General features: G+C 63.9%; 6 protein-coding genes. 4 read left to right on the forward strand and 2 right to left on the reverse strand.

The window, feature by feature from the left end:
• The first annotated feature begins 80 nt into the window (after window positions 1–80).
• From H4W01_RS04000 to H4W01_RS04015, 4 genes are read left to right on the forward strand one after another with little or no spacing between them, the layout of a single operon-like run.
• On the forward strand, window positions 81–3,461 hold the full coding sequence (locus H4W01_RS04000) for a polysaccharide deacetylase family protein (protein ID WP_209609993.1): 3,381 nt from the start codon (window positions 81–83) through the stop codon (window positions 3,459–3,461).
• Window positions 3,462–3,520: 59 nt separating this feature from the next.
• Window positions 3,521–4,279: a molybdate ABC transporter substrate-binding protein gene (gene modA / locus H4W01_RS04005; protein ID WP_209609994.1), complete on the forward strand. Its 759-nt coding sequence runs from the start codon at window positions 3,521–3,523 to the stop codon at window positions 4,277–4,279.
• Window positions 4,279–4,968, forward strand: a complete 690-nt coding sequence (modB, locus tag H4W01_RS04010) for a molybdate ABC transporter permease subunit (protein WP_209609995.1) — start codon at window positions 4,279–4,281, stop codon at window positions 4,966–4,968. Before modA ends, modB begins: the two co-directional genes overlap by 1 nt.
• Window positions 4,958–5,569, forward strand: coding sequence for an ATP-binding cassette domain-containing protein (locus tag H4W01_RS04015; protein ID WP_209609996.1), 612 nt, complete (start codon window positions 4,958–4,960; stop codon window positions 5,567–5,569). Before modB ends, H4W01_RS04015 begins: the two co-directional genes overlap by 11 nt.
• Before the next feature lie 102 nt (window positions 5,570–5,671).
• On the opposite strand, the gene H4W01_RS04020 is transcribed toward H4W01_RS04015, so the two are convergent.
• Entirely contained in the window at window positions 5,672–8,449 is a 2,778-nt protein-coding gene (locus tag H4W01_RS04020; RefSeq protein WP_209609997.1) for a TonB-dependent receptor, read from the reverse strand.
• A gap of 502 nt (window positions 8,450–8,951) precedes the next feature.
• The gene (gene rpoC, locus H4W01_RS04025; protein WP_209609998.1) at window positions 8,952–13,244 is read right to left on the reverse strand and encodes a DNA-directed RNA polymerase subunit beta'; all 4,293 of its coding nucleotides are present in this window, start codon (window positions 13,242–13,244) and stop codon (window positions 8,952–8,954) included.
• Window positions 13,245–13,307 lie beyond the last annotated feature (63 nt).

Genomic DNA, 13,307 nt, shown 5'->3' on the forward strand with positions numbered 1-13,307 from the left:
AATGTCATGTTGGCGTCGCGTTTAGGCCATGCGAAGGGGCCGATGCGATCATAATGATTTTACCCGAGGACAGGAATTCCATGAACAGCGCCCCCGTTTTCTACGATGCCTCGGGGCGCCGCCGTCGGCGTTTCGCGGTGGCGGTAACGGCGTTCGTGCTGTTGATCGTGGTGGCGATTGCCGCGCTTGGAGTTTCGATCGGGGCGGTGCCGCGCGCGCCGTTGCTGCCGGTCGAGGCGGAGCATGCCGCATTGACCAAGCTGCCGCCGCCGCACGAGCCGCTGTTGAAACGGGCACGGCATGACCTGAACGACTATGCCCGGCTGCTTGGTGCCCGTCCCAGGGGAGTCGGCGTGGACCAGCCCTTGGCGATTGCCTTTCATGCGCCATGGGATGAGTCATCGGCGGCATCGCTCCGTCGTAATATCAATGAACTGGACTGGCTGATTCCGGGCTGGGTCTCCGTGACGGGGCCAGATCACAAGGTCACCGTGTTTCGCGATGTTGCCGGGCGCGAGATCATCAACCGGTCGCCGCACCGCCCCTTGATCTTGCCGATGATCCAGAATGCGGTGAACGGAAATTGGGATCCGCGCGGCATGGAGGCGCTGCTGCGGGCACCGGCGCAACGCAAGGCGCTGCTCGACAAGCTCGAGCCCTGGCTGGCCGCAAACCATGCGGGCGGCGCGTTCTTCGATTTCGAGGAGCTTAGCCCCAAGGGGCAGGCCGATTTTCGCACGTTCCTCGCCGAGGCGCGGGCGCGGTTTATCAAGCACAGCTGGGTGATTGCGATCGCCGTGCCGATTGGGCAGGCCGATGGCGAGAATGGCTGGAATCTGCAGGCGTTCGCCCCCGTGGTCGATCGCATCTTCCTGATGGCATATGACGAGCACGAGCCAGGCGGGGAAGCGGGGCCGATCGCGTCGCAGGCGTGGTTTGAACAGTCGGTTGCGCGGGCGGCGCATGGCTTGCCGCGCAGCAAGGTTGTCGTTGCGATCGGCAGCTATGCCTATAATTGGCACGATCATACCGGCGAGCCGCTGGCGATTGACGAAGCGTGGGAAACCGCGCGGGAATCGAGCGCGATGCCCGTGTTCGACAAGGCCAGCGGCAATACCGGCTTTGCCTATCAGGAAAACGGCAGCCGTCACGAAGTGTGGATGCTGGATGCGGCGTCCGCCTATAACCAGCTGCGCTTCCTCGCGCGGTCGGGGCTGGACGGGGTGGCGGTCTGGCGATTGGGGTCGGAGGATCCGGGACTGTGGTCGATCTTTGGCCGCTCGCACCGCACCTTGCCGCCCGCGTCCGCCATCGAGAAGATTCCGGCTGGCACCGATGTTGACATCGATGGCAGCGGCGAAATCCTGAAAATTGCAGGCGTGCCGGTGCAAGGCGTTCGGCGCGTGCAGACCAACAAGGATGGCGCGATCGCCAATGTCACGTTCGAAACCTTGCCTTCCCCCTATATCGTCGCGCGCACGGGCTATAAGCCCGGGCTCGTCGCGCTGACCTTCGATGACGGTCCCGATCCGACCTGGACCCCCAAGGTGCTCGATATCCTGAAGGAAAAGAAGGTCCCCGGCACCTTCTTCATCGTCGGCGAAAATGCGTTGACCCAGCGGCCGCTGCTCGAGCGCATGGTCCGTGAGGGCCATGAAATCGGCAGCCACACCTATACCCATCCCAATCTGGCCGGCGCGTCGCTCGCCGAGACGACCTTTCAGCTCAACACGACGCAGCGCTTGTTCCAGGCCTTCACCGGCCATTCGCTTCGTCTGTTCCGCGCGCCGTATTTTGGGGACGCCGAGCCAACCACCGCCGACGAAATCGATCCGGCGCTGCAGGCGCAGGATCGTGGTTATATCTCGGTCGGGCTGCACGTCGATCCGGGCGATTGGAAGCGTCCGGGCACCCAGAATATTATCGATTCGACCGTGGCGCAGGTCACCGACCCGACGGCGAAGTGCGACCCGGCCAATCCCGAACCGCAATGCAGCCGCAACATCGTGCTGCTCCACGACGCGGGCGGCGATCGCTCCGAGACGGTTGAGGCGCTGCCGCAGATTATCGATCAGCTGCGCGCCAAGGGCTACACCTTTGTGCCCGTATCGACGCTGGCCGGCATCCCGCGCGACGTCGCGATGCCGAAGCTGTCGGCAAGCGATCAGGCAGCGGCGGCAACCGACCTGTTCATCTTCAGTGCGCTTGGCGCGATCGTCATCGGGCTGGGATGGATCTTCTTCTTTGCCATCACCATTGGCATCGCGCGTGCGGTGATCCTGTCGGCGCTGGCGCTGATTCAGGCGCGACGCGAGAGCCGGACGATCTTCCCCGAGATCGACCCGACGCGCTTCGTCACCGTGATGATCCCCGCCTTCAACGAGGAATTGGTGATCGAGCGCGCCGTGCGCGGCGTGCTCGCGTCGACCGATGTGCGCGTCGAAGTGATCGTGATCGATGACGGGTCGAGCGACGAGACCAGCGAGGTCGTCGCTTCGGCCTTTGCACAGGACCCGCGCGTGAAACTGCTCACGCTCGAAAATGGCGGGAAGGCGCGTGCACTCAACCACGCCCTCGCGCTGGCAACGGGCGAGATCGTGATCGCGCTCGATGCGGACACCCAGTTCGAGCCGACCACCATCGCGCGGCTGGCACGCTGGTTTGCCGATCCCACGATCGGCGCGGTGGCGGGCAACGCCAAGGTTGGCAACCGTGTGAACCTGCTGACCAAATTCCAGGCGGTTGAATATATCACGGCGCAGAATCTGGAGCGGCGGGCGCTGGCGCGACTGGATGCGATGACGGTGGTGCCAGGCGCGGTCGGTGCGTGGCGGCTCACCGCGATCCAGCAGGTTGGGGGCTATCCCGACGATACGCTGGCTGAGGATCAGGACCTCACCATCGCGATCCAGCGGGCGGGCTGGAAGGTCACCTATGATCAATATGCCATCGCTTGGACCGAATCGCCCGAGACGGTGAAGGGGCTGGCCAAGCAGCGCTTCCGCTGGGCGTTCGGCACGCTGCAATGCCTGTGGAAGCACGGCATCATCATCGCGACGGGCAAGCCGCGCGGGCTTGCCCGGGTCGGCCTGCCGCAAGCGATCCTGTTCCAGATCGTGTTCGCCGCCATTTCGCCGATCATCGATCTGGCGCTGATCGTCAGCTTCGTGACGACGTATCTGGCGGTCCAGGCGCATGGCTGGGCGCAGACCCAGCATGATGTCGAGAAGATGCTGATCTACTGGCTGGTGTTCACCGCGATCGATCTGCTCGCGGCGACCGTGGCGTTCGCGCTGGAGCGGCGGGAGAATTGGCGGCTGCTGTGGCTGCTGATCCCGCAGCGCATCGGCTATCGCCAGATCATGTATTACGTTGTGATCAAGGCGATTGCGCAGGCGTTGCGCGGCCCACGCGTCGGCTGGGGCAAATTGGTGCGCACCGGACGCGTACAGGCGGGGTGACGCGCGGGCGGGAGGGTTTTGCTATATGCGCGTCGATACAGCTATCGTATGGACGGGCCATGAAACGCCTCCTGCTTCTGTTGTTACTGTTGACCGGGATCGCCCCCGCAGCGGCGAAGCCTCAATCGCAAGGACCGCTGGTGCTGGCCGCCGCCAGCCTGCAGGAGGCGATGACCGCCGCTGGGCATGCCTGGGCGGCGCAGGGCCATGCCGAACCCGTTCTGTCCTTTGCCGCCTCCTCGGCGCTTGCGCGCCAGATCGCGGCCGGCGCACCCGCCGACCTGTTCGTTTCGGCGGACCAGGCGTGGATGGATGATGTCGCCGCCAAGGGGCTGCTCGTGCCGGGCACGCGCGCGCCGTTCCTCGGCAACCGGCTGGTGATCGTCGCTGCGGCGGGCAATCCGGTGAAGGTACCGTTGGCTCCGGCAGCGCTGGCGCGGCTGCTGGCGGCGGGGCCGCTCGCAATGGCCGATCCCGACAGCGTGCCGGCCGGGCGCTATGGCAAGGCCGCGCTGACCGCGCTTGGCGTGTGGCCGCAAGTGCAACCGCATGTCGTCGCCGGGGACAGCGTGCGTGCGGCGCTGGCGCTGGTTGAGCGCGGGGCGGCACCGCTCGGCATTGTTTATGCGACCGATGCGCGTGCCTCGTCCGCCGTCCGGATCGCAGGCGTGTTCCCACCGCGCAGCTATCCGCCGATCACCTATCCGCTGGCGCGGCTGAAAGGCTCGACCAACCGTGAGGCGGAGGGGTTCCGCCGCTTCCTGCTGTCGCATAGCGGGCGGGCGATCTTCGCGCGTTTCGGTTTCAGCGCGCGGTAATGCTCACGCCCGAGGAATGGGGCATCGTCCTGCTCTCGTTACAGGTCGGCGCGGTCGCAATGGCGGTGACGCTGCCGGTCGCCTTCGCGCTGGCCTGGGTGCTGGCGCGCGGGACATTTCCGGGCAAGGTTCTGCTCGACGCTTTGGTGCATTTGCCGCTGGTGGTACCGCCGGTGGTGACGGGCTGGGTGCTGCTGCTGGCGTTCGCGCCGCATGGGGTGATGGGCGCTCCGTTACAGGCGCTGCTCGGCGTGTCGGTGCTGTTCCGCTGGACCGGCGCGGCGATTGCGGCGGCGGTGATGGCGCTGCCGCTGACGGTGCGGGCGATGCGGCTGTCGATCGAGGCGGTCGACCAGCGGCTGGAGCGCGCGGCGCGCACGCTGGGGGCAGGGCGCGCGCGCATATTCTGGACGATCACGCTGCCGCTGAGCGTGCCCGGCATATTGGCGGGCGCAGTGCTGGGCTTTGCGCGTTCGATCGGCGAATTTGGCGCGACGATCACTTTCGTCTCCAACGTGCCGGGACAGACGCGCACGCTGCCGCTGGCGATCTACAGCGCGCTCCAGCAGCCGGGCGGCGAGGCGATGGCGTGGCGGCTTTCCGGCATTTCGGTCGCGCTGTCGCTGGCGGCGCTGGTCGCCTCGGAAGTGCTGGCACGGCGGATGGGGGCGGGGCGTCATGTCCTTTGATATCGCGCTCACCAAGCGGATCGGCACGACCGAGATCGCGCTGACACTGGAGCCGGGGCCTAAGGCGGGATCGGGCGCGACCATCCTGTTCGGTCGGTCGGGCGTGGGCAAGACCAGCGTGCTCAACATGGTGGCAGGGCTGCTGCGGCCTGATAGCGGGCATGTGCGTGTCGGCGGCGAGACGCTGTTCGGGGGCGGCGTGGACGTGCCGCCCGAACGCCGCCGCGCGGGCTATGTCTTTCAGGAACCACGGCTGTTCCCGCATCTGCGCGTGCGCGGCAATTTGCTCTACGGCGCGCCGCGTGGGGCGGAAATTGGCGATCGGCTCGATTTTCTCGGGATCGGCGACCTGCTCGACCGCTGGCCGCGCACGCTGTCGGGCGGAGAGGCGCGGCGCGTGGCGATCGGGCGGGTGTTGCTGAGCAACCCGCGCTTTCTGCTGCTCGACGAGCCCTTGTCCTCGCTCGACCGGCCCCGGCGCGAGGAGGTGATGCAGGCGATCGAACATATGCGCGACGTGCTGCGCCTACCGATCCTGATGGTGACGCACGACCCGGAAGAGGCCGAGCGGCTGGGCACGCGGGTCGTGCGGATGGGGTGAACGACGGCCTGGTATAGAGGACATAGCCGTCGTGCCCGCACCCCAAAAAGCCGCCGCCCGGGGGTCCGGGCGGCGGCGCTGCCGCATGTAGGGGGAGGGGGGTTACATGCGGAAGGAGATCGAGCCGACGAAGGTGCGACCGTTCTTGTAGAAAGCGGTCGGACGATCGGGCGTCGCATTATACTGCAGATAGGTCGAATCGAGCAGGTTCTGCGCGTTGAACGACAAGGTCACTGCCGGAATGACCTTCACGCCCAGCGAGAAATCGAGCTGGCTATACGGTGCCACCATTTCGCGCGAGCCCAGACGGCCGATCGTGCGGAAATAGGACGACCGATAGTTGTAGCTCAGTCGCGCCTGCAGCGGCCCCTTTTCGAAATAGGGGATCACGTTGACGGTGTGATGCGACAGATAGGGCAGGTTGAGCGAAGCACCAGTGGTGTCGACCGACGACGTCGAGCTGTCCTGGTACGAATAGTTCGCCTGCAGGCCGAAACCGCCCCAGATTTCCGCCTGGCCCGCCACCAGCACGCCGTTGACCTTGGCCTTGCCGCCGTTGATCGGCTGGTTGACGCTGTAGCTGGTCAACTTGCCCTGCAGCGAGTTGTAGAACACCGTGTCGGTGCGGGTGTTGATGATGTAGTTCGAGATATCGCGACGGAACAGTTCGAGCGAAACCAACGTGCCAGCGCGCGGATACCATTCCGCGGTCAGTTCGTAATTGGTCGACTCATACGGCTTCAGGTTCGGGTTGCCGCCGCCGCCGTCGAGCGTGACGTCGTTGAGCGAGGTCGCCGCTGCCAGATCCTCATAACGCGGCCGCGAAATCACGCGGGCCACCGCACCGCGCACGATCACCTGTGGGGTGACCGAATAAGCGATGTTGAGGCTTGGCAGGAACTTCAGATAATCGCTGGTGGTGCGCGTCGGGACGGGCACCGGTGCGACCGTGTTGCTCAGCGTCGTCGCATAGGTCGAGATGTCGCGGGTATAGACCAGACGACCCCCGATATTGCCGCGCACGCCGCCCTGGTCGAAATTGGCCTGGACGTAGGACGCTGCGACGGTTTCCTGCACCTTGGTCGAGGCACCGACCTTGGCGACCAGCGGGCTGTTGATCGCGTTGGCGAGGAGGTCGATCACTGCCTGCTGCGACAGGTTGATATATTTGGTGGCATTGCCCGAGCCGCCGCTGCCGTCGAAGGTGCCGTCGGGCGTCGTCGTGGTCGCCACGCCGAGTTGTGCCAGCGTCTTCGAACTCGTCATATAGGTGTTGATGCCGCGCGCATCGAGCCGGTTGACGTGGTCGGTGATCTTGCTGCCGAGCAGGATCTGCGTGAACGGACCGAAGCTGACCGGAATGGTCGCGTCATAGCCGCCGAACACGTCGCGGTCGGTGGTGACGCTGTAGTCGAGGCCACCGATCTGCGCGCCGTTCAGCTGCGTACCGTTGACGATAACCGGCTTGCCTTCGATTTGCGCCAGGTTGTTGTTCGCATTGGTGAAGTAATTGGCGGGGTTGGTCAGATCACCGACGAAGTTGACGGTCGCGCTGTTGGGGCCAAAGGCATAGCTGAACGGCAACTTGGTTTGGGTGTTGAACAGATATTCGGGGTTGCGGCCGCCGACTGCACGGCTCCACCCGCCCGCGAAGTTGACCTTGGTGCCGCCGCTGCCTTCCCAATCGGCGAAGAAATTCAGGTTGTTGGTCTTCAGGCTGGTGTGGCGGACGTTGGTATCGAGCTCTGCGCTCTGGCTGGTCGCCGCGCCGAACGAGGCGGCATTGACGACGCCATTCGAGACGTTGGCCGATTGCAGCACGTTACCGGTCCAGGCGACGGGGATGGTGTACATCGACTGGCTGTAATTGTTGTAATTGCCGTCAATGTGCAGCCCGTTGAGGGTCAGCGTCAGGTTCGGTGCCGGACGATATTGCACGGTGCCCGACACGGTCTTGCGCTCGCGCGTCTGCTGGAAATAGGCATAGTTGATGCCGAACGGTGCCACCGCCTTGATCAGGTCTTCCTTGGTACCACCGGTGATCGTCGCATTGGGGTTCTGCAGGATGCCCTGGCCCGCCGCGTCGCGCTTTACGGTGCCGTCGGCATTCTTCTGGAAGAAGTCCGCGCCGCTCTGATAGCCGAAGAATTCCACGCCCGCGCGCGTGATGGTTTGCTTGTCATAGCCACCCGCGATCAGGACGCCGAAGGTGTCGTCCTTGTTCTTCCAGCTGTACAGGCCCGAACCGCGGAAATTGCCCTTGTCCGAACGATCATTGTAGCTGTAGCCGCCCGAGGCGAAGATGGAATTTGCCGGCGTGTCGAGCGGACGGCGCGTGCGCACGATGACGGTGCCGCCAAGGCTGCCCTCTTCGATGCGCGGCTCCGGCGACTTGTACACTTCGAGGCGCTCGACCAGTTCCGGGGCGAGCAGTGAATAGTTGAAGGTGCGGCTGGACGGATCATTGTCATTCCCGCCCCAGTCGGCCGAGGCCAGCGCATGGCCGTCGAGCAGCATGCGGTTAAGCGCGGGATCGGTGCCGAGAATGGCGACCTTTTCGCCTTCGCCAAAGCGGCGGTCGATGCTGACGCCGGGGATGTGCGACAGCGATTCCGCGACGTTGCGATCCGGGAACTTGCCGATCGCCTCGGACGTGATCACGTCAACGACGGCATTGGCGTTGCGCTTCACCGAGATGGCGCTGCGCAGGCTCTCGCGGATGCCGGTAACGACGATATCGTCGCTCGACGCGGTGTCAGCCTGTGGCGTGGAGGCCGGTGCGGCCGCCGCTGCGTCCGGCGTTGCGGTCTGTGCCATCGCCGGAGCGCTGGCGAGACCGGCAAGGATGCTCGAGGTCAACAAAACGGTATGAAGTCGCATAAATCAGAACCCTCCCCAATACATCGGCCAGACAGCGCAGGCTGACCTCCGATCCGAAGCCCCGGTCCTGCCCGGGGCCACCCACTTTACCGCATCATGTGGTATCACATTGGTGTCTTATTGCACCGCTACGGTACGCCAATGTATAACCAATGCTGTCCGCAAAGGCTATGCCAAAGTTGCAATTCGATGACAGGGCACGCGTGCCCGACCGCAGAAGCAAGTCGTTGTGTTTCGGCTATTTACCGCATCGCGCGCAGAGATGTCCAAATTTTGTGGTTCGGCGGTGTATAGAACCTGAGCAGAACCTGGGACGGTAATTGGGCTTAACCAGACCAATTTTGTGCGATTCGCGGACCACGCTGAATGAGCGGTGCGCCGGGCCGGAACGGTGCCATAAGGGGCACAGTCGGCGGCCTGCGTCTCCAACCAAAAAGCCGCCGCCCGGTTGCCCGGACGGCGGCCTTTTTGTCAGGTCAGGCGGGGTGCCCGAACCGGGAGATTACTCCTGGTTCAGATACTCGCCGGCATCCGCATCGGTGCCATGGCCCGACGGCGTCACCGCCGCCAGCGCATCGTCACCGGTGCCGCCGGCATCGCGCGGCGAGCGGGCGAGTTCGGCGTCATGCTCTTCCTTGGCCGAGTTCGGTGCGATGATCGACACCTCGGCCATGCGCCGCTGCTGCACCCGCAGCGCCGCATCGCGCGACGAAGCGGTGACGCGCAGGCGGTTCATGCCCGCACCGGTGCCAGCCGGTATCAGACGACCCACGATCACGTTCTCCTTGAGACCGGTGAGCGTGTCCTTCTTGCCCTGCACCGAGGCTTCGGTGAGCACGCGCGTGGTTTCCTGGAACGACGCCGCCGAGATGAAGCTGCGGGTCTGCAGCGACGCCTTGGTGATGCCGAGCAGGACGGGCTTGCCGACCGCCGGACGATCCTTCTTGCCGATCTTCGAGTTGATCTCGTCCATCTCGTCGCGATCGACCTGTTCGCCGGCCAGCAGCGTGGTGTCGCCGCCGTCGGTGATCTCGACCTTTTGCAGCATCTGACGAACGATCGTTTCGATGTGCTTGTCGTTGATCTTCACGCCCTGGAGACGATAGACCTCCTGGATTTCCGACACGAGATATTCGGCCAAGGGCTCGATGCCGAGCACTTCGAGAATGTCGTGCGGATCGGGGCTGCCGCCGATGAGGTTATCGCCGCGCTTGACGTAATCGCCTTCCTGCACGTCGATGACCTTCGACTTGGGCACCAGATATTCCACGACCTCGCCGCCATCCTCGGGCTGGATGCCGATCTTGCGCTTCGCCTTATAGTCCTTGCCGAACACCACGCGGCCCGAGACCTTGGCGATGATCGCATTTTCCTTGGGCTTGCGCGCTTCGAACAGCTCGGCAACGCGCGGCAGACCACCGGTGATGTCACGCGTCTTGGCGCTTTCGCGGCTGACACGGGCGAGAACGTCACCGCCCTGAACCGTTGCCCCATCCTCGACCGAGAGCGTTGCGCCCGGCACCAGCATGTAGCGACCGGCCTCCTCGGCGCTTTCGCCGGTGAGGGTCAGGCGCGGACGAAGATCCTCCTTGGTCTTGCCGCTGGCGCGATACTCGATCACGACCCGCTGCGAGATGCCGGTGGCTTCGTCGGCCTGCTCGGTGAGCGTCTTGCCCTCGATCAGATCCTGATACTTCACGACGCCGGGGTTCTCGGTGATGACCGGCATGGTGAACGGATCCCACTCGGCCAGACGATCGCCCTTCGACACGATGTGCTTGTCGTCGAACAGCACATAGGCACCGTAGGGAATGCGGTGCACCGCACGCTCGCGGCCGTCCATATCGACGATCGCGATTTCACCCGAGCGGCTGAGCACAACGCGACGGCCGCGCTGGTCGGTGATGGTGCGCAGGTCACGATATTCCATCGTGCCGTCGGCCACTGCCTCCAGATTGGACTGTTCGTTGAGCTGTGCCGCACCACCGATGTGGAAGGTACGCATGGTCAGCTGCGTGCCCGGCTCACCGATCGACTGCGCCGCGATGACGCCGACGGCTTCACCGATGTTGACCGGCGTACCGCGGGCGAGATCGCGCCCGTAGCACTTGCCGCAGACGCCGATCTTGGTCTCGCACACGAGCGGCGAACGGATCTTGCACGACTGCGTGCCGATCGCCTCGATCTGGGCGACCATCGGCTCGTCGAGCAGCGTGCCCGACGGGATAACGATCTCGCCGGTCTTGCTGTCGATGATGTCTTCCGCAGTCGTGCGACCGAGGATGCGCTCGCCGAGCGACGCGATGGTCGAGCCGCCCTGCACGATCGCGCGCATTTCCAGCGCGCGGGTCGTGCCGCAATCGAGCTCCATGATCACGCAATCCTGCGAAACGTCGACCAGACGACGCGTCAGGTAGCCCGAGTTCGCCGTCTTCAACGCCGTATCCGCCAGACCCTTACGGGCACCGTGGGTGGAGTTGAAATACTCAAGGACGGTCAGACCTTCCTTGAAGTTCGAGATGATCGGCGTTTCGATGATCTCGCCCGACGGCTTGGCCATCAGGCCGCGCATACCGGCGAGCTGCTTGATCTGAGCCTGCGAACCGCGGGCACCCGAGTGGGCCATCATGTAGATCGAGTTGATCGGCTTTTCGCGACCCTTATTGGGGCCGTCGTCATAGCGCTTAACCGCCTTGATCTCTTCCATCATGGCGTTCGCCACCTGATCACCGCAACGGCTCCAGGCGTCGATCACTTTGTTGTACTTCTCCTGCTGCGTGATCAGACCGTCCTGATATTGCTGCTCGAAGTCCTTCACCAGGCCGCGCGTCTCGTCGACGAGACCGACCTTGGCGTCTGGAATGATCATGTCGTCCTTGCCGAACGAAATGCCGGCCTTGAACGCATGGCGGAAGCCGAGCGACATGATCGCGTCGGCGAACAGCACGGTCTCCTTCTGGCCGGTGTGACGATAGACCTCGTCGATCACGTCGCCGACGTCCTTCTTGGTCAGCAGGCGGTTGACGGTGTCGAACGGCACCTTGGACGATTGCGGCAGGCACTCGCCCAGCAACATGCGACCAGGGGTGGTCTCATAGCGCTTGAGATACTGGTTGCCCTGCTCATCGGTCTGCGGAACGCGGCTGATGATCTTGGTGTGCAGCGTGACCGCGCCGGCTTCGAGCGCGTGATGCACCTCCTGCATGTCGGAGATCATCATGCCTTCGCCGGGCTCGCCTTCCTTGAGCATCGACAGATAATACAGACCCAGCACCATGTCCTGCGACGGCACGATGATCGGCTTGCCGTTGGCAGGCGACAGGATGTTGTTGGTCGACATCATCAGCACGCGCGCTTCGAGCTGGGCTTCCAGCGAGAGCGGCACGTGGACCGCCATCTGGTCACCGTCGAAATCGGCGTTGAAGGCCGAGCAGACCAGCGGGTGAAGCTGGATCGCCTTGCCCTCGATCAGCACGGGCTCGAACGCCTGGATGCCGAGACGGTGAAGCGTGGGGGCGCGGTTGAGCATGACCGGGTGCTCGCGAATGACTTCGTCGAGGATGTCCCAGACTTCCTTGCGCTCCTTCTCGACCCACTTCTTCGCCTGCTTGAGGGTCATGGAGAGACCCTTGGCGTCGAGACGGGCGTAGATGAACGGCTTGAACAGCTCGAGCGCCATCTTCTTCGGCAGGCCGCACTGGTGCAGCTTCAGTTCCGGACCGGTCACGATGACCGAACGGCCCGAATAATCGACGCGCTTGCCGAGCAGGTTCTGACGGAAGCGGCCCTGCTTGCCCTTGAGCATGTCGGACAGCGACTTGAGCGGACGCTTGTTGGCACCCGTGATGGTGCGGCCGCGGCGACCGTTATCGAACAATGCGTCGACGGCTTCCTGCAACATGCGCTTTTCGTTGCGGACGATGATGTCCGGCGCGCGCAGCTCCATCAGGCGCTTCAAGCGGTTGTTGCGGTTGATCACGCGGCGATACAGATCGTTCAGATCCGAGGTCGCGAAGCGGCCACCGTCGAGCGGCACCAGCGGGCGCAGTTCGGGCGGAATGACCGGGACGACTTCGAGGATCATCCATTCCGGGCGGTTGCCGGATTCGATGAAGCTCTCGACGACCTTGAGGCGCTTGATGATCTTCTTGGGCTTCAGTTCGGACTTGGTGACCGCCAGTTCTTCCAGCAGCTCCTTGCGCTCGCCCTCAAGATCGAGGTCCTGCAGCATGATGCGCACGGCTTCTGCACCGATGCCGGCCGAGAAGGCGTCTTCGCCATATTCGTCCTGCGCGTCGAGGAGTTCGTCCTCGGTCATCAGCTGGTACTTTTCGAGCGGGGTGATGCCCGGCTCGATCACGATATACGCCTCGAAATACAGCACGCGCTCAAGCTGCTTGAGCTGCATGTCGAGCAGCAGGCCGATGCGCGACGGCAACGACTTGAGGAACCAGATGTGCGCGACGGGGGCGGCCAGCTCGATATGGCCCATACGCTCACGGCGGACCTTCGAGACGGTGACTTCAACGCCGCACTTTTCGCAGACGATGCCCTTATACTTCATGCGCTTGTACTTGCCGCACAGGCATTCGTAATCCTTGATCGGACCGAAGATGCGCGCGCAGAACAGGCCGTCACGCTCGGGCTTGAACGTGCGATAGTTGATGGTTTCCGGCTTCTTGATCTCACCGAACGACCACGAGCGGATCTTGTCCGGGGAGGCGATGCCGATCTGGATCTGGTCGAAGGTCTCGGCCTTGATGACCGGGTTCGCGAAATTGGTCAGTTCGTTCATTTGGATTCTCCAATTCCCCTCCCGCTTGCGGGAGGGGCTAGGGGAGGGGATATCGTCGGGAAG

The sequence above is a fragment of the Sphingomonas sp. PL20 genome (genome assembly GCF_017875905.1).
GTDB lineage: Bacteria > Pseudomonadota > Alphaproteobacteria > Sphingomonadales > Sphingomonadaceae > Sphingomonas > Sphingomonas echinoides.